This window comes from Actinosynnema mirum DSM 43827, assembly GCF_000023245.1.
Taxonomy (GTDB): Bacteria; Actinomycetota; Actinomycetes; order Mycobacteriales; family Pseudonocardiaceae; genus Actinosynnema; species Actinosynnema mirum.
Window position 1 is genome coordinate 3930974 of the sequence record NC_013093.1, and the last position, 23694, is coordinate 3954667.

Annotated in this window: 26 protein-coding genes; 12 read left to right on the top strand and 14 right to left on the bottom strand. The window is 74.9% G+C overall.

The window, feature by feature from the left end; translation table 11 throughout:
• The first annotated feature begins 20 nt into the window (after positions 1–20).
• Positions 21–1301, top strand: a complete 1281-nt coding sequence (locus AMIR_RS40345; RefSeq protein WP_015802146.1) for a histidine kinase — start codon at positions 21–23, stop codon at positions 1299–1301.
• A 10-nt stretch (positions 1302–1311) separates the two neighbouring features.
• Positions 1312–1971, top strand: a complete 660-nt coding sequence (locus AMIR_RS16775; RefSeq protein ID WP_015802147.1) for a GNAT family N-acetyltransferase — start codon at positions 1312–1314, stop codon at positions 1969–1971.
• A 9-nt stretch (positions 1972–1980) separates the two neighbouring features.
• Here the strand turns inward: AMIR_RS16775 and AMIR_RS16780 are convergent, their stop codons facing one another.
• The 4 genes from AMIR_RS16780 to AMIR_RS16795 all read right to left on the bottom strand — a co-directional run bounded on the left by AMIR_RS16780 (position 1981) and on the right by AMIR_RS16795 (position 5792).
• Positions 1981–3564 (bottom strand): hypothetical protein, encoded by a 1584-nt coding sequence (locus AMIR_RS16780; protein ID WP_015802148.1) that lies wholly within the window; start codon positions 3562–3564, stop codon positions 1981–1983.
• A gap of 102 nt (positions 3565–3666) precedes the next feature.
• Complete coding sequence (locus AMIR_RS16785) at positions 3667–4659, bottom strand: NAD(P)-dependent alcohol dehydrogenase (protein WP_015802149.1); 993 nt, start codon at positions 4657–4659, stop codon at positions 3667–3669.
• Between the two features lies 1 nt (position 4660).
• Positions 4661–5245: a TetR/AcrR family transcriptional regulator gene (locus AMIR_RS35820; RefSeq protein ID WP_015802150.1), complete on the bottom strand. Its 585-nt coding sequence runs from the start codon at positions 5243–5245 to the stop codon at positions 4661–4663.
• A gap of 40 nt (positions 5246–5285) precedes the next feature.
• Complete coding sequence (locus AMIR_RS16795; RefSeq protein ID WP_015802151.1) at positions 5286–5792, bottom strand: GNAT family N-acetyltransferase; 507 nt, start codon at positions 5790–5792, stop codon at positions 5286–5288.
• 447 nt (positions 5793–6239) lie between these two features.
• On the opposite strand from AMIR_RS16795, the gene AMIR_RS16800 reads away from it, so the two are divergent.
• Positions 6240–6800, top strand: coding sequence for a dihydrofolate reductase family protein (locus AMIR_RS16800; RefSeq protein ID WP_015802152.1), 561 nt, complete (start codon positions 6240–6242; stop codon positions 6798–6800).
• A gap of 81 nt (positions 6801–6881) precedes the next feature.
• On the opposite strand, the gene AMIR_RS37300 is transcribed toward AMIR_RS16800, so the two are convergent.
• Together AMIR_RS37300 and AMIR_RS40350 are read right to left on the bottom strand one after the other, a co-directional pair.
• Positions 6882–7232 (bottom strand): helix-turn-helix domain-containing protein, encoded by a 351-nt coding sequence (locus AMIR_RS37300; RefSeq protein WP_240438952.1) that lies wholly within the window; start codon positions 7230–7232, stop codon positions 6882–6884.
• 115 nt (positions 7233–7347) lie between these two features.
• Entirely contained in the window at positions 7348–7515 is a 168-nt protein-coding gene (locus AMIR_RS40350) for a hypothetical protein (RefSeq protein ID WP_162945359.1), read from the bottom strand.
• Here AMIR_RS40350 and AMIR_RS40355 point away from each other — a divergent pair.
• The gene (locus AMIR_RS40355; protein ID WP_162945360.1) at positions 7504–7641 is read left to right on the top strand and encodes a hypothetical protein; all 138 of its coding nucleotides are present in this window, start codon (positions 7504–7506) and stop codon (positions 7639–7641) included. The two genes, AMIR_RS40350 and AMIR_RS40355, sit on opposite strands and share 12 nt — an antisense overlap.
• Positions 7642–7660: 19 nt before the next feature.
• On the opposite strand, the gene AMIR_RS16805 is transcribed toward AMIR_RS40355, so the two are convergent.
• Positions 7661–8671 carry an aldo/keto reductase gene (locus AMIR_RS16805; protein ID WP_015802153.1) on the bottom strand — a complete coding sequence of 337 codons (1011 nt, stop codon included), beginning with the start codon at positions 8669–8671 and terminating at the stop codon, positions 7661–7663.
• Positions 8672–8776: 105 nt separating this feature from the next.
• Between AMIR_RS16805 and AMIR_RS16810 the strand changes: the two genes are divergently transcribed.
• Positions 8777–9706, top strand: a complete 930-nt coding sequence (locus AMIR_RS16810; protein WP_015802154.1) for an AraC family transcriptional regulator — start codon at positions 8777–8779, stop codon at positions 9704–9706.
• Here the strand turns inward: AMIR_RS16810 and AMIR_RS16815 are convergent.
• Positions 9686–10216 carry a mycothiol transferase gene (locus AMIR_RS16815; RefSeq protein ID WP_015802155.1) on the bottom strand — a complete coding sequence of 177 codons (531 nt, stop codon included), beginning with the start codon at positions 10214–10216 and terminating at the stop codon, positions 9686–9688. The genes AMIR_RS16810 and AMIR_RS16815 overlap by 21 nt on opposite strands.
• Before the next feature lie 95 nt (positions 10217–10311).
• On the opposite strand from AMIR_RS16815, the gene AMIR_RS16820 reads away from it, so the two are divergent.
• Positions 10312–12660: a phosphoketolase family protein gene (locus AMIR_RS16820; protein WP_015802156.1), complete on the top strand. Its 2349-nt coding sequence runs from the start codon at positions 10312–10314 to the stop codon at positions 12658–12660.
• On the top strand, positions 12657–13748 hold the full coding sequence (locus AMIR_RS16825) for an acetate/propionate family kinase (protein WP_015802157.1): 1092 nt from the start codon (positions 12657–12659) through the stop codon (positions 13746–13748). Before AMIR_RS16820 ends, AMIR_RS16825 begins: the two co-directional genes overlap by 4 nt.
• Before the next feature lie 6 nt (positions 13749–13754).
• Here the strand turns inward: AMIR_RS16825 and AMIR_RS35825 are convergent, their stop codons facing one another.
• Complete coding sequence (locus AMIR_RS35825; RefSeq protein WP_015802158.1) at positions 13755–14420, bottom strand: hypothetical protein; 666 nt, start codon at positions 14418–14420, stop codon at positions 13755–13757.
• 91 nt (positions 14421–14511) lie between these two features.
• On the opposite strand from AMIR_RS35825, the gene AMIR_RS16835 reads away from it, so the two are divergent.
• From AMIR_RS16835 to AMIR_RS16850, 4 genes are all read left to right on the top strand, one after another.
• Entirely contained in the window at positions 14512–14937 is a 426-nt protein-coding gene (locus AMIR_RS16835) for an NUDIX hydrolase (RefSeq protein WP_015802159.1), read from the top strand.
• A gap of 107 nt (positions 14938–15044) precedes the next feature.
• Positions 15045–15281 (top strand): hypothetical protein, encoded by a 237-nt coding sequence (locus tag AMIR_RS39255; RefSeq protein ID WP_143760756.1) that lies wholly within the window; start codon positions 15045–15047, stop codon positions 15279–15281.
• Positions 15282–16258: 977 nt separating this feature from the next.
• Positions 16259–16477, top strand: a complete 219-nt coding sequence (locus AMIR_RS35830) for a DUF6892 domain-containing protein (RefSeq protein ID WP_015802162.1) — start codon at positions 16259–16261, stop codon at positions 16475–16477.
• A 26-nt stretch (positions 16478–16503) separates the two neighbouring features.
• Positions 16504–16824 (top strand): hypothetical protein, encoded by a 321-nt coding sequence (locus tag AMIR_RS16850; RefSeq protein WP_015802163.1) that lies wholly within the window; start codon positions 16504–16506, stop codon positions 16822–16824.
• 22 nt (positions 16825–16846) lie between these two features.
• Here the strand turns inward: AMIR_RS16850 and AMIR_RS16855 are convergent, their stop codons facing one another.
• From AMIR_RS16855 to AMIR_RS16870, 4 genes are all read right to left on the bottom strand, one after another.
• Positions 16847–18607: a thiamine pyrophosphate-requiring protein gene (locus AMIR_RS16855; protein WP_015802164.1), complete on the bottom strand. Its 1761-nt coding sequence runs from the start codon at positions 18605–18607 to the stop codon at positions 16847–16849.
• On the bottom strand, positions 18604–19263 hold the full coding sequence (locus AMIR_RS16860; RefSeq protein WP_041836811.1) for an alcohol dehydrogenase catalytic domain-containing protein: 660 nt from the start codon (positions 19261–19263) through the stop codon (positions 18604–18606). Before AMIR_RS16860 ends, AMIR_RS16855 begins: the two co-directional genes overlap by 4 nt.
• A gap of 164 nt (positions 19264–19427) precedes the next feature.
• Positions 19428–20258: a fibronectin type III domain-containing protein gene (locus AMIR_RS16865; RefSeq protein WP_015802166.1), complete on the bottom strand. Its 831-nt coding sequence runs from the start codon at positions 20256–20258 to the stop codon at positions 19428–19430.
• Between the two features lie 106 nt (positions 20259–20364).
• On the bottom strand, positions 20365–21612 hold the full coding sequence (locus tag AMIR_RS16870; RefSeq protein WP_015802167.1) for an MFS transporter: 1248 nt from the start codon (positions 21610–21612) through the stop codon (positions 20365–20367).
• Between the two features lie 76 nt (positions 21613–21688).
• Between AMIR_RS16870 and AMIR_RS16875 the strand changes: the two genes are divergently transcribed.
• On the top strand, positions 21689–22579 hold the full coding sequence (locus AMIR_RS16875) for a LysR family transcriptional regulator (RefSeq protein ID WP_041837909.1): 891 nt from the start codon (positions 21689–21691) through the stop codon (positions 22577–22579).
• Between the two features lie 10 nt (positions 22580–22589).
• On the opposite strand, the gene AMIR_RS16880 is transcribed toward AMIR_RS16875, so the two are convergent.
• A complete protein-coding gene (locus AMIR_RS16880) occupies positions 22590–23603 on the bottom strand; it encodes a glycoside hydrolase family protein (RefSeq protein ID WP_015802169.1) in 1014 nt (337 codons plus the stop codon).
• Positions 23604–23694: the final 91 nt, after the last annotated feature.

A 23694-nucleotide genomic window follows, 5' to 3' on the forward strand; every position in this document is an offset into this window, starting at 1 on the left:
CGACGCCGCTCCTGCTGCGGGTGCTGCCGCTGCCCCTCACGGCCGCGTTCCTGGCGGTGCTGCACGGCCCCGCGCCCACCGGCCCGGCCGACCGGTCCCTCGGCCTGGGCGCCGCCGCGCTCACCGGGACGGCCGGGCGGTTCCCGCTCACCGCCGCGCTGCTGAACCCGGTGCTGCTGCTCGCCGCCGAGCTCGTGGGCGCGGACGTGGCGTCCCCGGTGCTGGTCATCCTCACCACGATCTCGTTGGCCCAGCTGTGGGCGCGCCGCGACGGCTGGCCGTGCTGGAGCGCGGCGGCGGCGTTCGCGGCGGCGCAGGTGGCGATCTACGCGCCGCACTACGACCCGCTCCTGTCGACCTCCTCGCTGGTGCTGACCACGGGCCCGCCGGTGCTGCTGGGGTGGCACGTGCGCTCGGTGCGGCACGCGCGGGAGGCCGAGCGCGGCAGGGACGACGCGGTGCGGCACGCGCGGCTGGCCGAGCGCACGGCCATCGCGCGCGAGCTGCACGACCTGGTGGCGCACCACCTGGCGTCGATCACCGTGCAGGTGGGGGCGGCGCGCCACGCGCTGGGCGGCGCGCACCCCGGCGTCGACCGGGCCCTGGACCAGGCGCACGGCACCGGCCGGGCCGCGCTGACCGACCTGAAGCGGTTGATGGCGGTCCTGCGCGACCCCGCCGCGGGGCAGGACGGGACCGGCGTGGTGGTGGGGGAGGCCGGGCTGACCACGGCGCTCCAGGCGGCTGTGGACCGCACGCGCGCCGCGGGGGCCGTCGTGGAGGCGGAGGTGGACGGGGCGGTCGCCGGGCTCGACTCGATCCGCCGGATCTCGGTGCTGCGCGTGGTGCAGGAAGGGCTGACGAACGTGGTCAAGCACGCCGGTCCACGCCCCCGCGCGCGGGTGCGGGTGGCGGTCGGGGAGGAGGAGGTGCGGATCGTGGTGGCCGACGACGGGCCCGCGCCCCGCCCGCCGCACAACCCCGGCTTCGGCCTGGTGGGGATGCGGGAGCGGGTGGAACTGCTGGGCGGGAGCATCAGCGCGGGCGGGTGGGCGGGGGTCGGGCTGGGCGCTGGAGGTCGTCATCCCGACCGGGGGCGCGCGGTGATCCGGGTGCTGCTGGTGGACGACCAGCACCTGGTGCGCGCGGGCCTGCGGATGCTCTGCGGAAGCAGCGCCGACCTGGACGTGGTGGGGGGAGGCGGCGGAGGGCGGCGAGGCGGTGCGGCTGGTGGAGCGGCCGGCGTCGGACGTGGTCCTGATGGCGATCCGCGACCCCGGCTGAGCGCGGTCCTGGCCTAGGCTGGCCGCCGTGCCCGACGACTTGATCCGCCGCTGGGAGCGGGGCTGGAGCGCCTGCCGGGGCTGGACGCGGCAGCCCGAGGAGCGCGGCGCGCTGCGCGTCCTCCTCGGCCTGCCCGGCCGCCACCGCGAGCTGATCGCGCTGCGCCTGTCCCCGGAGCTGGCCGCCGAGGTGGCCGCGGCCGACGAGCCCACCTGGCTGACCGTCCCCACCGACCACCCGACCGAGGCCGCGCGCACCCTGGCGGAGGCGGGCCTGCACGTCCGCCCGACCCGCGAGCACCTGATGACCAGGCCGCTGGCCGACCACCCGGCCCCGCTCCTGCCACCCGGCTACCACCCGCTGGTGACCGTCACCGACGCCGCCGTGCTCAGGGTCGAACTGCGCCACCCCGACACCGCCGCCACCGCCGCCACCACCACCGCCGCCGCGAGCGGCCAAGCCGCCCTGGTCGACGGCGACGCCGTCTTCGACCGCGTCGAGACCGCCCCGCGGCACCGCCGCAAGGGCCTGGGCAGCGCCGTGATGGCCCTGCTGTCCGCCGAGGCCGTCACCAGGGGCGCGACCCGAGGCGTCCTGATGGCGACCCCGGACGGCCACGCCCTCTACACCGCCCTCGGCTGGAGCACCGCCGCCGAGGTGGTGATCGCGGCCAACGAGCCGGGCTGACCGGCGGGCTCAGCCCTCCGCCCGCAGCCGGGCGAAGAAGCGCAGGATGTCCACCGCGTTCGCGCCCGCCCGCGCCAGCGGCAGGTCGGCCCCCGCGCCGTCCGGCGCGATGCCCCGGTGCTCGAACAGCGCCAGCGTCGTGCCGTCCGCGCGCCCGTCCAGCTCCTGGGCCGTGCCGAAGCTCTCCATCGCCCCCGCCGCGTCCTCCCGCACGTCGGCGTCGACCTGCCCGTTCAGCCAGCGCTGCAGCACCGCCGGGGTGAGCAGGTCGGTGCCGTTGGTGACGCCCACCAGCCACGTCCCGATGCCCACCCGCGCCAGCGCCTCGTTCCTCCGGGTGGGCGGGTCGTGCGCGACCTGGCCGTCCGCCTGCCTGGCGAGCGGGCCGGGCGTCGGCGCGATCAGGGCGCTGCCCGCCGTCAGGTTGGCGTCCCAGTCGCCGCGGATCATCGGGCGCGCGTTCGACACCGCCACCACGGCGTCCACGAGCAGGCCCGCGTGCTCGCGCAGCGCGTTCGCCTGCTCGCCGGGCAGGTCGGCGAACATGTGCGCGTAGCTGTTGCGCGGCAGCAGGGTCAGCCGGTACTTCACCGGCGCGGTGCGACCGCCGGGGCGCCTGAGCAGCTTCAGGGTCAGCAGCACCGAGGCGAGGAAGCCGGTCAGCTTGGTGGTGTCGCCGGTCAGGCGCGGGCCGAGCGCCGCGTCCTGCTGGAGCGCCGTGACGACCCGCCTGGCCAGCGTCGGCGCGCTGCCCTGGACCTCCATGGGCTCGTTGGGCGCGGCGGGGTCCTGCACGACGAGCCTGCGCTCGGGGGCGCGGTCCGCGCTCTGCCGCGCCGTCTCGCCGGGCACGTCCTTGCCGAGGCGCTCCATCACGGCGGGCAGGTTCGCCAGCGGGACCCCGGAGGTGGCCTGCATCTTGAACGCCCCGTCCTTCACGCCACCGGAGAGCAGCAGGTTCCTGGCCGCCAGACCGCCCGACCCGCTGAGCCGGTGCTCGGGGTCGCGGACGTAGTTGGCCTTGTCGGCCTTGCCCAGCGGGAACGGCGGGGCGCCCTGGCCGGGGCCCGGCCTGCCCACGAACCCGTCCAGCCTGGTGAGCACGGTGGTCATGTCCGCGATGGTGTCCTGCAGCTCGGCCACGCCCGTCGCGTCCTCCTCGAAGGGCTTGGTGACGAACTCGATGTTGCTGTGGTTCGGGCCGGGGGTGTCGTCGGCCTCCAGCTCGTAGCCGCGGCCCCGGTGCAGCACCGCCTTGCGCTCGGCGGGGTGGACCTGGTCGACGCCGCCCAGCTGGTTGCGGGCGTTGCTGAGGATGCCCTCGTTGCGCCTGACCCTGCGCCACGGCCGCCACTGGGAGTCCTCGAACTCGAACCCGACCTTCCGCTGCACCACCGGTTCCCCGGACTCCACCAGCCGCGACACGGCCGCGTTGCCGATCTGCCGCTGCAACGCCAGCAGCCCTTCCGGAGCGGGTCCGCCCGGCGTCGGGACCGGCGCCGGGGGCTGGGGCCGCGCCTGGGGCTGGGCCTGGGTCCGCGCCTGCGGCGCGGTGCGCGCGCGGGCTGCGCTCGGCTCTTCGCGGGCGTGCATCGAGACCTCCCCGGTCGACGTCCCCTCGCCCGCATCGTCCGGCCCGCCCCGCCCCCGAGGCCAGGCCCGGCGGGGCAGGCCGGGGGCAGTCGTCCTGCCCCGTCAGAACTCCAGCACCGCCCGGTACCGCGCCCCGCCCCCGCGCACCAGCTCCAGCGCCCGCTCCACCTCGCCCACCGGGAACACCTCCACCGCCGCCCGGATGCCGTGCCGCGCCGCGAAGTCCAGCATCAGCCGGTTCTCCTCCGGACTCGCCGGGACCCCGCCCACGAGCCGCTTCGCGTGCGGCAGCAGGCTCATCGGGCTCACCGCGATCGCCGACGCGGGCACGCCCACCACGCACAACGTCCCGCCCGGTCGCAGCGCCGCCAGGTAGTCGTCCCACGGCAGGTCCGCCGGGACGGTCGACAGCACGAAGTCGAACGACCCCTCCACCAGCTCCTCCGGGGTCCGGAAGTCGGTCGCGCCGAACGCCCGCGCCTCGGCCTCCTTCGCCCGCGTCGTCGACACCGCCGTCACCGCGCACCCCCACCTGGCCAGGAACTGCAAGGCCAGGTGCCCGAGCCCGCCCACGCCGACGACCGCCACCCGGTCGGTCGGCCGGACCCCGTTGGCGAGCAGCGGCCCGAACACCGTCGTGCCCGCGCACAGCAGCGGCGCGGCCTCGGCGGACGGCAGCGCGTCGGGCAGCGGGTGGACGTGCCGCCAGTCGGAGGCGCGCAGGTGGTCGGCGAACGCCCCGCCGTCGCCGCGCAGCACCACGTCGTCCCGCGCCGCGCACAGGTTCTGCCGCCCGCCCAGGCAGCGCGCGCAGTGCCCGCACGACCCGGCGATCGCCCCGACGCCCACCCGCGCCCCGACCTCCAGCCGCGCGTTCGCGCCCACCGCGACCACCACGCCGACCGCCTCGTGCCCGGCGACCACCGGGAACCGTCCGACACCCCACTCGTCGTCGATCACGCCGACGTCGGTGTGGCAGATCCCGCAGTGCGTCACCCGCACGTCCACCTCGTCCGGCCCCGGCGGTCCCACCTCGCGCACCAGCGGGCGCAGCGGACCACCGGCCTCGTGCGCGGCCAGCGCCACGACCCGCACGTCAGGCCCTCCCGTCGGCGTCGGAGCCGCGCAGCACGATCCGGACGGCGACGCGCAGCCGCGCCAGCTGCACGTCCACGGGCGCGTCGAGCTGCTTGACCGCCGACGACACCAGGTACAGGTGCTCGGCCAGCTCCTCCGCCCCGACCCCGCCGGGCCGCCACGCCCCGGCCACCCCGGAGGTCTCCAGCACGTCCACCAGCGCCGCCACGACGTCGTCGTGCAACCGCGCCAGCAGCGGCCCGCCCACCTCGGCGGCGGCCCGCAGCAGCTCGCCCACGCTGGCGCTGCTCGCCGTCGCGGCCTCGCCGTGCAGCGCCTCCAGCGCCGAGGCGACCCGCCGCTCCAGCGGCGCGTCCACCCGCCCCAGCTCCGCCAGCGCCGCCTCGCGCACCTGCCCGACCATGCGCTCCAGCACGGCGGCGAACAGCACGTCCTTGGCCCGGTAGTGCAGGTAGAGCCCCTGCCGGGACAACCCGGCGGCCTTGGCGACGTCGTCCATCGCCGTCTTGCGGTAGCCGTAGCGCAGGAACAACCCGATCGCCGCGTCCAGGATGACGCGGGTCCGCTCGTCGGTGACCGTCATGCCCCCACTTTACAAAGTGGGCACTTCGTGTCAAGTGCGTCTACAGCGACAGCTGCCACAGCGCCGTGTCGATCCACCGCCCGTGCTTGTGCCCCACCTCCCGCAGCACCCCGGCCTCGTGGAAGCCGAACCTCCGGTGCAGCGCCGCCGACGACCCGTCCCCGCTGTCCGCGATCACCGCGATGAGCTGCCGGATCCCGGCCTCCCGAGCCGCCTCGACCACCGACCCCAGCAACGCCTTGCCCAGCCCGTGCCCGGTGGCCCCCGGCGCGAGGTAGATCGTGTCCTCGGCGGTGTGCCGGTACGCCCGCTTCCACCGCCACGGCGCCGCGTACGCGAACCCGGACACCACCCCGTCCAGCTCGGCCACCAGGAACGGCAACCCGCGCGCGGCGATGTCCGCGCGCTTGCCCGCCCAGTCCTCCTCGCTCGGCGCCACCTCGTCGAACGTCGCCACGCCGTGCTCGACGTAGTGGGCGTAGATGGCGGCCACGGCGGCCAGGTCGTCCCCGGCGCACGGGCGGATGGTCACTGCGGATGTCGTCACGTCACAGCCTCTTCGCACTGCTCCCGCGCTCCGTGACCGTCCACGGAGGACACGCGGTCACCCCCAGCATGAGCCCCGCCCGTGTCGGGCCCGTTGACCGGGCTCCCGATGTGCCACTCCCAACACCCCTGCCCGAACCGCACCCCGCCGAGGACGACGACGCGCTGATCGCGGCCCTGCGGACCCGCGCGCAAGACCCCGGACCGCGGTTCGACTCGGCGCACGTCCCGGCGGCGTGGGCCGAGGAGCACTTCGGCCGAGGGGTTCGCGACGCCAGACGAGGCAGGCGGCTGAGCACGTGGTCGGCAGCAGCGGCTCCGGCCTGGCACGCCACCCGCCGTGCGCCACCCGCCGTGGCACGCGGTCGACTGACCCCGCGCCGGTGGTGGTGGGCCTGGTGGGCGCGCGGAGACGACGTCGGGGGCGGATGACGGCAGGATGGCGGCCATGCGCAAGCTGATCTTCGGGATGAACCTGAGCGTGGACGGGTACGTCGCGGCGCCGGACGGCGACCTGGGGTGGAGCTCGCCGAGCGACGAGCTGTTCGAGTGGTGGTCGGAGCGGGAGCGGGCGGTCGGGCTGTTCCTGTACGGGCGCGGGCTGTGGGAGGCGATGAGCTCCCACTGGCCGACCGCCGACCGGTTGCCCGGCGCGAACGCGGCGGAGGTGGCGTTCGCGCGGAACTGGCGGGACACGCCGAAGGTGGTGTTCACGTCCACGGCACTCGACGTCGACTGGAACACCCGCGTGGTCACCGGGGACGCGGTCGCCGAGATCACCCGGCTCAAGGCGGGCGACGGCGGTCCGATGCGGGTCGGCGGCGCGAGGCTGGGCGGTGCGGCGATGCGGGCGGGGCTGGTGGACGAGTACGAGATCGTCACCCACCCGGTCCTGCTGGGCGGGGGCGACCCGTTCTTCCCCGCGCTCGACGGTCGGGCGCCCCTGGAGCTGCTGGAGACGCGCACGGTGCCCGGCGGGGTGGTCGTGAGCCGGTACGGGAAGCGCTGAGCGGACGCCGGGCGGCTCGCTGCGCGGGTCGCCGCCGCCCCGTCCGCTATCGCGCCCCACCCGCCCGGTACCGCCCCGGTGTCATCCCCCGCGACCGGGTGAAGGCCCTGGTGAACGCGGGCGCCGACCGGTACCCGACCCGTGCCCGACCCGTGCGGCGATCGACTCGACCGGGTCCAGGGTCCGGCGCAGGCGGGCCGTCGCCAGGTCCATCCGCCACTGGGCCAGGTACGCGGCCGGGCTCTGGCCGATCGCCGCCGGGAAGCGGCGGGACAGGGTTGCGCGCGAGACCGCCAGCGCGGAGGCAGGCGACGCCGTCGTCCAGGGGCGGGCCGGGTCGGCAGCCAGGCGCGCACGAGCTGCACGAGCAGCACGTCGACCAGGCTGTTCAGCACCGCCCGCCTGGGGCTGGGCCAGCTCCCGGCCCAGCATCCGGACGGTGTCGTCGAAGCCCTCCTCGCCCCGGCAGCAGCACCACGTCGCCCGCCGCCGGCTCCGGCGACGAGTTCGCCGGAACCGTCATCCAGACCGGGCCGGCGGTGACCCGCTACCGCGCGGGCGACGAGGTCTTCGACCTGGCCCTGCCGCGCCGGCTGCGCGCGGTGGCCGACCCCGAACGCCCGTCGCTGAGCACCGGCGCGCTCGCCGACCGCGCGGTCTTCGGGGCGGACACCCCCGCGCTCGCGGCCTCGGCGCCCGGCACGTGGTCGGGCACGGCGCCTACCCCTCGGGCGTCGACGTCGTGCCCACCCCGGCGCTCTTCCCCGACGCCCTGCCCGCCGCGGCGGTGGTCGACTGCGCGCGGGGCCGCCCGCTCGACAAGATCGTCGTCACGGTCTGAGCGAGCACCGCGGCCACCGCTACACCTGGGCGAGCCGCTTCCGCTCGACCCGGTCGTGCTCGACCCACAGCCCGTGCGGGTACCCCAGTCGCGGCGCGCTCACCTCGGTCAACCGGTCGAGGTGGTGCGCCGGGATCTCCAGCTCGGCCGCCGCGAGGTTCGACGTGAACTGGGCCAGGTCCCTCGGCCCGATGATCGGGATCACGCCCCTGGCCATCGACCACCTGATCGCCACCTGGTCCGGGGTCGCGCCGAGGTCCTGGGCGACGCTCTCGACCGCGTCCAGGACCCCCGTCGTGGCCGGGTCGTCCTCCCGGTGGAGGAACTGGCTGAGCACGCTCTCCGCCCGCCCCGTCCCACCCCGCCGGTACTTGCCGGTCAGCAGCCCGCCGCCGAGGGGCGAGAACCCGAGCACGCCCAGCCCGAGGGCCTCCGCCATCGGCAGCAGCTCCCGGTCGGCGGCGCGCTCGACCAGGCTGTACTCGACCTGGATCGCCGTGACGGGCGACCACCCGCGCTGCCGCGCCAGCACGGTCCCGGCGGCCACGCGCCACGCGGGGAAGTTGCACAGCCCGGTGTACAGGACCTTGCCCGCGCGCGTCAGGTCGTCGAAGGCCCGCAGCACCTCCTCCACGGGCGTGCCCCCGTCGGCCACGTGCGCCCAGAAGACGTCCACCCGGTCGGTGCCCAGCCTGCGCAGGCTCTGCTCCAGGGACTGGACCATGGCCTTGCGGCTGTTGCCGGTCAGGTGCAGGCCGCTGGCCGGCGTGGTCCCCGCGCTGTACTTCGTCGCCAGGACCACGTCCTCACGGTCCGAGGCGATGATGTCCGCCAGGTGCTCCTCGGCGTCGCCGGCCTGGTAGTTGGAGGCGGTGTCGATGAAGTTCCCGCCCGCTTCCCGGTAGGCGTCGTACATCGCCCGCGCCTCGGACGCCTGCGCCCCGTGCCCCCAGCCGGTGCCGAAATTGCCCGTTCCCAGCGACAACTCCGACACGCGCAGCCCGGAGCCGCCAAGAAATCGGTAACGCATAAGTCCTTCGCTCCTCGCGTAGATCCGGCGCGGGCAGGTTCCCCGCGCCTGTCGGCCCAGCCACCGGACACCATCGTTCCCAGCGCCCGCCGTATAGTCCATAACGTGGAGTCCAGCAATCCTTATCGATCGTCCAGGGGCGAGGTCACGCTCGACGTCAGCGACCCCGTCCGGCAGGTCCTGGCGCTGGCCCGGCCGAGGGCCGTCGTCCCGGCCCCGCTCCGCGCGACGGCGCCGTGGGGAGCCCGGTTCTCGCCGTTCCCGCACATCAAGCTCGGCGTGGTGGCGGAAGGCGAGTTCTGGTTGTGCGTGGACGGCCTGGAACCCATTCTGCTGCGCGCCGGCGATTTCTACCTGCTCGGGAACCCGCCCGCCTACGGCCTCGGCAGTTCGGTCGAGACGGCGCGGGAGGGCATTTCCGGTAATGGCCCCGGCGCTTTCGCGTACACGTGCACAGTCGACTTCGAGTTCCGGGACGCCGACGCCTCCACGCTGTTCTCGGCGCTGCCCCCGGCCGTCGTCGTCAGGGCGGACGAGACCGGGGGGCAGCTGCTCTGGAACATCGCGACCCTGCTCGTGCACGAGTTCCAGGAGCCCAGGACGGGCCAGTCGCTCGTCCTGGAGCACCTGGCCCAGATCCTCCTGGTGCACATGCTCAGGTCGCACGCCGACTCCTCCCACGAGCCCCTGGGCTGGCTCGCGTCGGTGGTCGACGACGGGATCGGGGCCGTGCTGCGCGCCGTGCACGCCGAGCCCGGCCACCGCTGGACGCTGGAGGAGCTCGCCGCGATCGCGCGGATGTCCCGCTCGTCCTTCGCGGTGAACTTCCGGACCAAGGTGGGCAAGCCGCCCCTGGACTACCTCATCGAGTGGCGGATGCAGCTGGCGCGCGCCGCGCTGCGCACGGACGACTCCCTCACCTCGATCGCGGGCGCCATCGGCTACCGGTCCGAGAGCGCGTTCAGCACCGCCTTCCGGCGCGTCGTCGGGGTCTCGCCCCGCGAGTTCCGCGTCTCACTGCGCCCGCGAGCCTGAGACGCCCCGCGCGAAGGCCGCCTGGCCGACGTGCTGGAGGTCGTCCTCGACCACGCTGAGCAGCCGCACGGCCAGCGTCACCGGCGGGTCCCACGAGTCGTCCACGACCCTGGTCAGGTCCCCGGCCCCCAGCGTCCGCAGGTACGCCTCGGTGCGCTCGTGCACCGCCCGGTGGTAGCCCAGCAGCAGCTCGGCGGGCGCGACGACGGCCGCGACCTGGTCCGAGTCGTGCCCGTACCCGGTGTCGTCCACCGGCAGCGGCAGGTCGAACCGCTCGGACCAGCGGTCGGCCGTCCAGACCTGCTCGGCGCCCGCCACCTCGGCGACGTGGTCGTCCTGCACGCGCGTCAGGTGCCAGACCAGCCACGCGATCGGGTTCCCCGTGCCGCCGACCCGGTGCGCCAGCTGCTCGGGCGTCACGCCGTCCAGCACCCGCTCCACGGACTCGCGCACGCGCCCGAAACCGTCCGACAGCACGTCGACGGCGCTGACCTCGCTCTTGGTCGTCATGGCCACCGGAGTACCCCACCGCAGGCGTTCGCACCACGTGACCCGAATCGGACAAATCGGTGGTGTGCCCCGGCGCGCGCGGGGAATCCGGGCGCATGACGACCACGCAGACGAGCGGCACCGAGGCCGTCCAGCGCTACCGCAGGGCGTGCGACTACGCCGCCGCGGCCATGATCTACCTCAGGGACAACACCCTGCTGCGCGAGCCGCTGCGCCGCGAGCACCTCAAGCCGAGGCTGCTCGGCCACTGGGGCACCTGCCCCGGCATCACCTTCCTGCACGCCGGCCTCAACGGCCTGGTGCGGCGCACCGGGCAGCGGACGCTGCTGGTCACCGGTCCCGGCCACGGCGCGCCCGCCGTGCACGCGAACCTGTGGCTGGAGGGCACGCACGCCGAGCTGGACCCGGCCCTGAGCCGCGACGGCGCGGGCCTTGCGGAGCTGGTGCGCCGCTTCTCCTGGCCCGGCGGCTTCCCCAGCCACCTCTCGCCGGAGGTGCCCGGCGTGATCCACGAGGGCGGCGAGCTGGGCTACGCGCTCGCCACCGCCTTCGGTGCGGCCATGGACAAGCCGGACCTGCTGGTGGCGTGCCTGGTGGGCGACGGCGAGGCCGAGACCGGCCCCACGGCGGGCTCCTGGCACGCGAGCAAGTACCTGTCCCCGCGCACCGACGGCGTGGTCCTGCCGGTGCTGCACGCCAACGGCTACAAGATCTCCTCGCCCACGGTCTACGGCTGCATGGACGACGAGGAGCTGACCGCCTACTTCAGCGGCGCGGGCTGGTCGCCGCGGGTGGTCGACGTGACCCGCGCCGACGACCCGGACGCCCTGATGGCCGAGGCGCTGGACCGCGCGCACGCCGAGATCGCCGAGCTGCGCGAGCGGTGGCGGCCGGGGGAGCGGGCGGTGCGCCCGATGCTGGTGCTGCGCTCCCCGAAGGGCTGGGGCGTGCCCGAGCGCGACGCCGGGGGCGACCCCCTCGAAGGCACGTTCCGCGCCCACCAGGTGCCGCTCGGCGCGGTCCACGAGGACGACGACGAGCTGGCCCTGCTGGAGCGCTGGCTGCGGTCCTACCGCCCCGAGGAGCTGTTCGACGCCGACGGCCGCCCGCACGAGGACCTCCTGGCCCAGCTGCCCCCGGAGCACCTGCGCCTCGGCCGCGTGCCGGAGGCCAACGGCGGACGGCTGCGCCGCGACCTGCCCCTGCCCGACGTGGCGGACTTCGCCGCGCGGGTCCCCGCGCCCGGCACGGGCTCGACCAGCCCGACCGAGGTGGCGGGCCGCTGGCTGGCCGAGCTGGTGCGGGCCACCGAGGACCGGCGCGACTTCCGCGTGCTCTGCCCCGACGAGCTGGAGTCCAACAAGCTCGGCGCCCTCCTGGAGGCCACCGACCGGGGCTTCACCTGGCCGCTGCCGGACACCGCCGAGCACGTCGCGCCCGGCGGCCGGGTGCTGGAGGTGCTGTCCGAGCACCTGTGCCAGGGCTGGGCGCAGGGCTACCTGCTGACCGGTCGGCACGCGCTGTTCCCGTGCTACGAGGCGTTCGCCTCGATCGTGGACAGCATGGTCGACCAGCACGCCAAGTTCCTCAAGATCTCCGGCGAGGTGCCGTGGCGCGAGCCGGTGGCGAGCCTGAACTACCTGCTCACCAGCGAGGGGTGGCGGCAGGAGCACAACGGCTACAGCCACCAGGGCCCCGGTTTCCTCAACAACCTGCTCACCAAGAAGGCCGCGACCGCGCGCGTCTACCTGCCGCCGGACGCGAACACCCTGCTGGTGACCCTGCGGGACTGCCTGGCCTCCACCGGGCGGATCAACCTGGTGGTCGCGGGCAAGAACGCGGGCGCTCAGTGGCTGGACCTGGAGGCGGCCGAGCGGCACTGCGCGGCGGGCGCGGGCGTGTGGGACTGGGCCTGCCACGGCGACGGCGACCCGGACGTGGTGCTGGCGTGCGCGGGCGGCGTCCCCACCGTGGAGGCGCTGGCGGCGGCGGCGATCCTGCGCGAGCGGGCCCCCGAGGTGACCGTGCGCGTGGTCAACGTGGTGGACCTGCTCGCGCTGGCCCCCGCCGACCGCCACCCGCACGGCCTGCCCGACGACGTCTTCGCCGCGTGCTTCCCGCAGGACGTCCCGGTGGTCTTCGCCTTCCACGGCTACCCGTCGGCCGTGCGCGAGGCGGTGCACGGCCGCCCCGGCGCCGACCGGTTCCACGTCCACGGCTACCTGGAGGAGGGCACCACGACCACGCCCTACGACCTGCTCGTGGCCAACCGCATGAGCCGCCACGACCTGGCCGCCGACGCGCTGCGCCGGGCCGGTCGCGGCGTCGACCGCGACACCGACCTGGCCGAGCGGTTGCTGGCCGAGCGCGACGACCTGGTCGCGGCGGCGCACCGCGACGGCGTGGACCCCGAGGAGATCGCCGAGTGGAGGTGGGGCGCATGAGCGCCGTCCTGACCGTCAACGCCGGGTCGAACAGCCTGAAGGCGCACCTGGTGGACCCTGAGACCGAGGAGGTCCTGGACTCGCTGGACGTGGAGGGCCCACCGGACTCCGACGAGGCCCGCGAGGCCCTGGACGACCTGCTGTCCGATGTGGACGGTCTGGTCGCGGTGGCCCACCGCCTGGTCCACGGCGGCCCCGACCTGCGCGCGCCCGCCGTCGTCGACGACAAGTCCCTGGCCGCCGCGCACCGCGCCGAAACCCTGGCCCCGCTGCACGTGCCGCCCGCGCTGCGCCTGCTGGACGTGCTGCGCGACCGCCTCCCGGACCCGCCGCACGTGCTGTGCCCGGACACCGCGTTCCACGCCGACCTGCCCGAGGAGGCCGCCACCTACCCGCTGCCGCTCGACTGGCGCGAGCGCCACGGCCTGCGCCGCTACGGCTTCCACGGCCTGTCCTACCGCTGGGCCCTGGACCGCACCGCCGAACTCCTGGGCCGCCCGGCCGGGGACTTGACCGTCCTGATGACCCACCTGGGCGGCGGTTGCTCGGTGTGCGCCGTGCGCGAGGGCCGCAGCGTCGACACCTCGATGGGCTTCACCCCGCTGGAGGGCGTGCCGATGTCGAAGCGCTCGGGCAGCGTCGATCCGGGGATGCTGCTGTGGTTGCTGCGCAACGGCGTCGACCTGGACGAGTTGGAGCACGGCCTGAACCACGAGTCCGGGCTGCTGGGCCTGTCCGCAGGCCGGTCGGGCGACACCCGCGACCTGGTCGCGGCGGCGGGGGAGGACCCGGCGGCGGCGCTGGCGCTGCGCGTGTTCGCCCACCGCGTCCGCCGCGAACTCGCCGCGGCCGCGACCGGCCTGGACCGGTTGGACGCGCTGGTGTTCACCGGCGAGATCGGCTGGGACCAGCCGGAGGTGCGCGCCGACATCGTGTCCGGCCTGTCGCTGCTCGGCGTCCCCACCACCCTGACCCCGGAACGTGACGGCGACGGCCCCGTGAGCCCGCCGGACGCCGCCGTGCCGGTGCTGCTGGTGCGCCCGCGCGAGGAGCTCCAGCTGTGCCGGGAGGCCCTGAAAGCCTTGTAGGGCGACCTAAGCGCCGTCCTCCGGGGCCAGCCCGGACAACGCCCGGTGGATCTCCCCGAAGACGAAGTCGTGGGCGTCCACCGGGTCGTCCAGGAACGCCACCACCACACCCCCGCTCGCCGTCGACCGCACGCGCGCCGCCGCGACCGCCGGGAACTCCGGCAGCCGGGCGGCGCGCTCGGCGTCGAAGTAGGTCCACCAGCCGAAGCAGTCCGGGAAGGAACCGGGCGGCGGCGGGTTCTCGAAGTCCAGTTCGCCACCGCGCACCCGCCACACCTGCTCCAACGACCACTCGTCCACGACGGTCCCGAACACCGCCCCGAACCGCTCGGCCGCCACGGCCCAGAGGTCGGTGAGGCGGCGGTGCAGGTCCGGGGTGAACAGGAAGCGCTGGATGGACCAGTGCAACCGCGACTCGTGCACGCTGAACCAGACCTCCTCGTCCGCGGGCCACAAGGTGCAGCTGTCGTGCGTTCCGGAGGCGAGCGCTGCCACGAGGTCGCCGCGGTCCACCCGGTCGAACTCGCCGGGCTCGCCGGTGCGGAACGCGGAGATCAGCCCGTCCTCCGGGTGCCCGATGCGCAACCCGGCGCCCACCGCCAGGTCGAACAGCTCGTCGATCACCTCCGGCGTGCGGTCGACGTGCAAGGTCCAATCCCAGTCGTTCCCCATGCCGGGTGATGGTCCACCGGGACGCCGCGGCTCGCTACTCCGTTCCCGCCGGTCGGCCTACGATTCCGCCAGCCGACCAGAGGGGGAGACCGTGAAGCCGACCGTGCGCAAGGTCGTGGCCTTCGTCGTGCACGGGGGCAGACTGGCCGTGTTCCGCCAGGACGACGAGGACTCGGGCCTGCAGGTCCCTGCGGGCACCCTGCGCCCCGGCGAGCGGCCCGAGCACGGCGCCCTGCGCGAGGCGGCGGAGGAGACGGGCCTGCCGAACCTGCGCGTGGTGACCCACCTGGGCCGCTACCACCACGACCTGTCCCCGCTCCGCGAGGAGGTCCAGGACCGCTCGGTGTTCCTCCTGGCGCTCGACGGCCACCCACCGGAACGCTGGGACAGCGCAGAAACCCACGACGGTCTGCTGCCCCCGACCCCGCTGCACTTCTACTGGGTGCCGCTGGACGACCCGGAGCTGGACGAGCTGGTGGCCGGCCAGGGCACGCTGCTGGACAAGATCCCCCGCTAGCCCTCTCCGGAGGCCCCGACACCCAGTCGCCCCCGTGGTTGCGCCGTGATCACCGCTCGACTCGTCCGGCCTCGTCCGGCCTCGTCCGGCTCATGGGGGAGTCCCGCTTGAAGACCGTCGCGAGGTCCGCCCCATGGTCGAACGCGCCACCGACCACCCCGCCCAGCGCCTCGTGCGTCAACTCCGACCCGATCGGCCTGGTCAACGTGGTCACCTGCACGATCAACACCACCGTCCAGGACAAGCTCGTCTTCAAGCAGGCTCTGGTCGACGCGCTCCACCACCTCGACGTCGACATCATCGACGACGTCACCGTCTCCAAGGTGCTCGTCAAGCTCCTCTGATCCGGGAGAAGCGCGATTCGTGCGCTCCGAACGCCGGTGACATGAATTGACCCGGTAAGGAGAATGGGTTTTTCCGACGCCGGAAGCACCGCAGGGCAGAACGGGGCCCCGCAGGAGGGCGCCCACATCGGGCGAGACCCCTGCGGGCCCCATCACCAGCGCCTCCAGGTAGGGCCTGCCGCCAGCCCACCCCTCCCGCGCCCGCTCCCCGTCCCGCACCAGCAACGTCGACCGCCGCCGCACCCGCGTCGCGCTCACCCCTCGTCGAGCAGCAGGATCCGGGCGCACACCTTGTGCAGGTCGGTGAGCAGGTGCGACGACATCACCACCGTCGTCCCGCGCTACCGCGACCCCGAACGGGCGCAGCGCAAGATCGACGCCATCGAACGCGTCCTCGCGGAACGTGGCGCGATCCCCGAGGCGCGCCACGTCACAGCCGGGGCGTCAGGCGAGCGCACCGCCTACCGGTTGCCGGACGGACGACGGGTGCACTCCAAGCGGATCCGCCGCGTCCGCCTGCCCGACACCTGCGCAGGGTGCCGGTTCAACAACGACCGGGACCGCCACGAGGGCTTCTACGTGGTGCGTCTCCACTACGACCGCGCCGGCCGCCACCGGGTCGGCGTGTGCATCCAGCGGAGAGGACCTGTGCGTTCCGCTCGAGGAGTTCCTGACCGGATAAGCGCCGCCGACAGCCCACCACCCCGGAAGGACCCAGCAAATGTCGACCGATCGCGCCGCGTCGATCTTCGCGGTGAGCTCGGGACACCCGTCCCTGTCAGCCCCCCGCCCTACCCTCCGACCGTGCCCGACTTCACCGACCTCGCCGCCACACTGCTGGTGCTCGACCAGCTCTGCTACGCGCTCAAGCTCCTCCCGCCCTACCCCGGCTCCCAACCCGACGAGAGCTGATCGCCCACCTACCGCAACCCCGCCGCCCTCACCCACTACCGCGACCTGGCCATCCCGACGAGGCCTTGACCCAGGTCACCGAGGTGCTGCTCGACGGCGGCAACAGCATCTACTTCGACGTCGCCCCACACTGGGACGGCGAGGACGGCTCGTTCGACGTGCGCGAGTGGGGCGAGCTGGCCGCGTTGCCGGGGTTGCGGGTGGTGCGGGCGTCCGGGGTGGTGCCCTCGGCGGGCAGGCGGGCAGGCGGGCAGGCGGGCGGTTCGGGTGCGGGCGGTTCGTGATCGGGGTCGGCCGTGGGCGGGCGGCTGTGCTGACGCCACTGGTGTTCTGGGCGCACCCGGCCGAGCGGTGGCCCCGACACACGAACCTGAGCCGGGTGCTGCGGTTGACCCGCGCGCAGCGGGCCCGGCGGGTGGTGCTGCGGCGGCGGGAGCCCTCGGGCGGGCACTCCGGGTGGGAGCTGCGGGCCGAGCCGTCCACCGGGGCCGGCGTGGTCGCCAGGGCGTTGGGGTGCCTGGTCGGGTACCGGCCGGGCGCGCTGCCCGCGATCGCGCTGCCACCGGGGTCGGTGGTCGAGCTGGACGTGGACGAGATCACCTCGGTGAGCGGTGCGGGGGCGGCGTCCTGAGCCGCCGCCCCCACCACACGCCTCAGGACTGCCGCCGCACGTTCTCGCGCTCCGCCTCCCCGCCCGGCTCCTGGTCCAACCCCCGCAGCACCGCCGCCACCTTCTCCTCCGGCAGCTCCGGCGGCAGCAGCGGCACCGCCGGGTCCACCACCGCCTCCACGACCACCGGCCGGTCGGCGGCCCACGCCGCGCGCCACGCCTCGGCCAACCCCTCCGGCGAGTCGACGCGCACGCCCCGCAGCCCCAGCAGCTCGGCGTGGGCCGCGTACGGGAACGCGGGCACCCGCTGCGAGTCCGGGAAGCGCGGGTCGCCCTCCATCTCGCGCTGCTCCCAGGTCACCTCGTTCAGATCCCGGTTGTGCAGCACCAGCACCACGAACCTCGGATCCGCCCACGCCCGCCACCGGTCGGCCAGGGTGATCAGCTCCAGCAGGCCGTTCATCTGCATCGCCCCGTCGCCCACCAGCGCCACCACCGGCCGGTCCGGGGCGTCCAGCTTCGCCGCCAGGCCGTACGGCAGGGCGCAGCCCATCGACGCCAGGTAGCCGGAGGTGTGCGCGGGCGCCCCCGGCGGCAGGGCCAGGTGGCGGGCGTACCAGTAGGTGGCGGAGCCGACGTCCACCGCGACCCGCACGTCCGGCGGCAGGTGCGCGGACAGCTCGCGCACCACCAGCTCCGGGTTCAGCGGGTCCGCCGGGGCCCCCGCGCGCTCCTCGGCGATCCGCCGCCAGCGGGTGGTGGCGGCGGAGATCCGACGCTCCCAGCCGCGGTCTGGGTTGCGGCGCAGCAGCGGCAGCAGCGCCCGCAGCGACTCGCGCGCGTCGCCGATCAGCGCGGCCTCCACCGGGTGCTTGCTGCCGACCACGCGCGCGTCCACGTCGACCTGCACGGCGCGGGCCTGCCCCGGCGCGGGGTAGAACTCGGTCCACGGGTCGTTGCTGCCCACCACCAGCAGCGTGTCGCACCCGGCCATCAGCTCGGCCGACGCGGTCGTGCCCAGGTGCCCCATGACGCCGGTGTGCCACGGCTCGCCCTCCGGCAGCACCGGCTTGCCCAGCAGCGACGTGGTCACGCCCGCGCCCAGCACCTCGACCACCTTGCCGATCTCCGGCCCGGCCCCCGCCGCGCCCCGCCCGACCAGCAGCGCGACGCGGCGACCGGCGTTCAGCACCTTGGCGGCCCGGCGCAGGTCGTCCTCGCGGGGCAGCACGCGCGGGCGGGCGGTCACCGCCGAGGAGGGCACCACGCCGTGCGCGTGCGGCGGGTCCTCGACGGCGTCGGCGCGCTGCACGTCGTGCGGCAGGATCAGGCAGGTCGGCACGCGCTCGGCGATCGCGGTGCGCATCGCGTTGTCCAGCAGCACGGGCAGCTGCTCGGGCGTGGACACGGTCTGCAGGTAGCGACCGCACACGTCCTTGAGCAGCGAGTGCAGGTCCACCTCCTGCAGGTAGCCGGTGCCCAGCGCGGTGGACACCACCTGCCCGACCAGCGCCACGACCGGGCGGCGGTCCAGCTTGGCGTCGTAGAGCCCGGCCAGCAGGTGGATCGCGCCCGGACCCTGCGTGGCCAGGCACACCCCGACCTCGCCGGTGTACTTGGCGTGCCCGCAGGCGGCGAACGCGGCCAGCTCCTCGTGCCGGGTGGGCACGAACTCCGGGTCCCCGCCCGCCCGGTGCAGCGCGGCCAGGACCGGGTCGATGCCGTCACCGGCGTAGCCGAACACCCTCGGCACGCCCCACGTGCGCAGGCGGCGGACCAGCGCGTCCGCGACGGTGCCGCTCACGCGACGTCCAGGACGGTCTTGAGCCGGCCCTCGTCGCGCCGGTCGAAGCTCTCGTGGGCCGCGACGGCGTCCACCGGGTCCTCGTGCCGGGTGATCAGCGCGGTGGGGTCGACCGCGCCGGAGACGCCGACGATCCCGATGCTGCCCGCCGTGGCGACCGCTTCCACCGCCCAGCGCAGCGCCTGGCTGGGGGCGTCGCCGGGCGCCCACGGCGGACCGCTCGGATCGCCGTCGGGGGCGGCCTGCGCGCGCTCCCGCTCGAAGGCGTCGGCGAGCTCCCCGGCCCGCTCGGCGGCGGGACCGGTCTTGGGGCGCTCGGCGTCCACGCCGACCGCGTCGATCACCCGGTCCACGCCGATGCCGCCGGTCAGCTCCTTCACCAGCGCCACCGGGTCCTCGCGGGTGTGGTCGACGGTCTCCACGTCCGGCCCGTTCGGGTTGGCGGTGTCGCACTGCGCGTAGCAGCCGGCCCGGCAGTACGCGCAGGTTCCGCACCCGATGGTGGAGGTGACCACCACCCGGTCACCGGGGGTGAACCCGTGCACGGCCGGTCCGACCTCCTCCACGACGCCGACCGCCCCGTGCCCGATGATCTTCGGGTCGGGGACCTCGTCCAGCCTGATGTCCCCGACCCCGTGCCACACCACCGCCCTCACGCGCGACCACCCCGCGCCGGCGCCGCCGGCGCCTTCGGTGCCGCCAACGCCGCTGGTGCCCTGCCGGTCCTGCTCGTCATCGCCGACCTCCTCGGTGTCGGCGACGGGCTACCCCCTCACATCCGGACGAACCTGGACCGACCGGACGGGGGGTCGGCCGGCGATCACCCCCGCGCGGTCGCGAACACCAGCCCCTGGCTCAGCAGCGAGGTGCTGCCCCGCACGTCGCGGGTGAGCACCTTCACCCGGTGCTGGCTGTCCGGGGTCAGGCCGGTCAGGGTGACCTGGCGGTCGGTGGTGGTCGCGACGCGCGCCCCGTCCAGGTGCACGTCGTAGTCCGCCGTCGGCTCCCACCACGAGCGGGCCTCCCAGGTCAGGGTGGCGGTGGTCGGGGTGGTCGCGGTGACGGTCAGCGAGGTCGGGCGCAGCGGGCGGTCCGCGACGTACGCCAGGGACTTGATCACGCCCAGCAGGTCGCCGCCGCCGGGGTCGCGGGTGCACAGCGCGTCGAGCGGGGGCAGCGGCGTGCCGTCGTCGGCCTTGGGGCGCAGGGACAGGGCGATGTCGCCGAGGCGGACCTCGTAGTCGCCCGCCGGGCTCAGCAGCAGCGGGGTCAGCCCGCCCGCCGCGTGCAGCCACGACCAGCCCTGGCCGGGCGCGAACGCCAACCGCGCGGTCACCTGCTTGGCCGCCGGACCGGTGACCGAAACCCGCACCTCGGCGGTGCTGTCGCCGTCGACCCGGCCGTCCACCAGGTTCGTGATGTCCAGGTCCAGGTCCACGAAGGCGGACTGGGCGTAGGACACCGCGTTCGGCAGCGCGCCGACGTCGTCGGGCAGGAACCCGCCGAAGTGCACGCCCACCGGCACGCTCTCCCCGGTGGACGTGGCGCAGGTGTAGGAGGTGACCAGGTGGGCCGGGGCGGCGGACGCGGTCCCGGCGAGCGCGCCGGTGAGCAGCAGCGCCACGACGGCGGCGGCAGGAGCACGGGTCATGGGGTTCTCCCTCGAAGGTTCCTCGCCCACGACCCAGTCTCGTCCCGGACCGGCGCTCGCGGCAGCGGTCAACCGGCGCAAGCGCGCCCACCCGGAGAGCCCCGCCTTACCCGGCGGCCGGGCGCGCCGACCTGACCAGCGCGGCGGACAGCGCGAGCAGCGCCAGCACGACCGCGCCGAACCCGGTGATCGACGGCCCGAGCGGGGCGAACCGCACCAGCGCGCCCAGCAGCACCACCGGCGCCGCCAGCCCCAGGTAGGCGATCAGGAACAGCCCGGCCAACGACTCGCCCCGCCCACCCGGCTCCGCGAGCCCCACGACGGCGGCCACCGCGCCCCGGAACGCCAGCCCCGCCCCCGCGCCCACGACCAGACCACCCGCCAGCAGCAGCGGGAACGACGGGGTCAGGATCGCCGCGACCACCAGCACCACCCCACCGGGCAGCAGTCCCAGCCCGGCCCGGTACAGGCGCGCGGAACCCCAGGAGCCGGTGAGCGCCTGCGCGGCGGCGGCCGAGCCGAACACCAGGGCGGTGACGGCGCCCGCGACCGCGTGGGAGCCCTCGTGGAGGGTGCCCGAGAGGAACGACGGGGCCAGCGAGGTGAAGAAGCCGAACAGGGCGAAGCCGGTGAAGGCGACCGCGCCCGCCGCCCGGAACCCCGCGCGGGCGTGCGGCGGCACGGCCACCCGCTGCGGCCGGTAGGACCAGGGCCCGGTGGCGGGCGCGACGGTCTCGGGGACGGTCACCAGGCCCAGCAGGCCCAAGGCCATCAGGACCGCGAACACCAGGTAGGTGCTGGACAGCGGGTCGGCGGTGCGCTCGGCCAGCAGCCCGGCCACCAGGGGGCCCAGGCCGATGCCGCCGAGGTTGGCCGCCGCGCCGACGGCGGTGGCGAGCGCGGGGGAGGCGTGCGGGCGCGCGCTCCGGTGCAGCTCGGTCAGGTGGGCGGTGGCGGTCGCGGTGAGCATCCCGACGCCCAGGCCGCTGGTGAACCTGGCCACCAGCAACCAGAGCAGCTCGTGCGAGGCGAGGAACACCAGCGCGGCCAGCACGTTCAGCACCACGGCGGGCGCGGTGACCCGCCTGCGGCCGAAGCGGTCGGACAGGTGCCCGGCCAGGTACAGGCTCAGCGCGACGCCGACCGCGTAGGCGCCGAAGACGACCGTGACGGCGAGCGGGCCGAAGCCCTGCTCGCGCTGGTAGAGGACGTACAGCGGGGCGGGCGCCCCGGAGAACGCCAGGGTGGTGGCGAAGACGTAGGCGACCACCCAGAAGCCACGGGCCGCGTGCGGCGACGGCGAGGCGGTGCGGGGGAGGAGGGGTGCTTGCGGCGCGGTGCTCACGCGGCCCATCGTGTGCCGACCACGGCATCTCGTCCAACGAAACTATCCGTCCCCGACCATCGCCGATGGCGATAGTGTGGCCGCCGTGCAACCCCACCAGCTGGCCTACTTCCTCGCGGTCGCGGAGACCGGCTCGTTCACCAGGGGCGCGCGCCGCGCGGGCGTGGTCCAGTCCGCCGTGTCCGCCGCCGTCACCCAGCTGGAGCGGGAGCTGGGGGCCGAGCTGTTCGAGCGCCACTACCACCGGGTGAGCCTGACCGCCGAGGGCGAGGCGCTGCTGCCGCGCGCCCGCGACGTGCTGACCGCGCTCGACGCCGCGCGCGAGGCCGTCGCGGGCGCCAGGGGCGAGCTGGTCGGGACGGTCCGGCTCGGCACGATCAGCTTCACCGGACCGCTCGACCTGGCCGGTCTCCTGCGGTCGTTCGCCGCGCGGCACCCGAGGGTGGAGGTCCACCTGCGCCAGACCACCTCGGGCACCGCGACCTCGCTGGACGACCTGCGCTCCGGCGCGCTCGACCTCGCCCTGGTGTCCACCCCGGCGGACGGGCTGCCCGGCGTCGCGCTGACCGAGATCCACCGCGAACCGCTGGTCCTGGTCTGCGGGCGCGACCACCCGCTCGCCTCGGCGGAGCGGGTGGGGATCGGGCAGCTCGCGGGGGAGCCGTTCATCGACTTCCCCACCGGCTGGGGCAACCGGGCCGTCATCGACCACGCCTTCGCCTCGGCGGGCGTCACGCGCGCCATCCGCACCGAGGTGACCGACTTCGCCCTCGCCCGCACCCTGGTGGAGCACGGGCTCGGGCTGTCGATCTTCCCGGCGGGCGCGGTGGACGGCCCTGCCGACGGCCCGGTCGCCCGCGTGCCGATCCGCGAGTCCCCGGAGTGGACGATCAAGCTCGCCCGCCCCGCCCCGCGCCGCGAGGGCACGGCCGCCACCGCCCTCGCCCGAGCGGTCCTGGACGCCGCGCGCGCCTAGCCCCCGGCGCTCACGGGTTGGGGAAGCCCCTCGCCACCGCGATGTTGCCCGACAGCCGCTCGCCCGCCTCGTAGACCATGTACTCCACGCCGCCGTCGCTGCCGAACGCCGGGGCCGCGCACCGGCCGTTGTCCGGGAAGCCCGGCAGCGGCGCGTTGAACACGCCCATGTGCCTGCGCTTGGTGAAGTCCTTGCCCACCTCGGTGATGCGCATCGTGCCGCCGGACGCCTTGTCGCAGTGGTAGATCACGTACGTGGTGCCGTTGCGCTCGACCACGGCGGGCGCGCCGAGGTTCTGCACGCCGAGGTCCTGCGGGCGCACCAGCGGCGTCTGCGAGATCGTCCAGGACTTCCCGTCCTTCGAGGAGCCCCAGCCGATCGAGCGCCGGTTCGCGGTCGTGTTGATCATGAACACCATCACGTACCGCGCGCCGTTCGGCAGGTCGTGCCGGAACACCCTGGCGTACGACGCCTCCGTCGCGCCCGCGGGCAGCATCGCGGTCGTGAGCACCACGCGGTCGTAGGTGAAGTTGATCCCGTCCTTGGACCGCGCGAGCCGCGTCGTGGTGTTCTCGCCGTGGAAGTACAGCCACATCTCCTGCACGTCCTCGTTCCACAGCACGTGCGGTGACGAGACGTGGCTGACGTCGTAGTGCTCGCCCCACTTGCGCGAGACGATCGGATTTCCTTTGTGCTCGGTGTACGGGCCCGCCAGGGAATCCGAGTAGGCCAGGCACACGCCGCCGGGCGCGTCGTGCGGCGCGTAGTACAGGTAGAACCTGCCCAGCGCGCCGGACACCCGGCCCACCGTGCCGCGCACGCTCGGGAAGATCAGCTCACCGGTGGGGTTGTAGGCGAGCTTCCCCTTGTCCAGGGCCAAGCCCTGGTACCGGTAGTTCGGGAACCCCGGCGGTTCGGCCGCCGCCGTCCCCGCCGCTCCCACCGCCAGTCCGGCTCCGCCGACCACCCCGACCCCGCCGACCACGGCGGCGCGCAGCACTCCTCTGCGGGACAGCTCGCCCATGCCCGTCGCTCCTTCGTCGCTGACGTGATCCGCACAGTCTTCGCGTCACCACCCCGACGCCGTCAAGGTGCTAATACGTATTAGTTCCCCT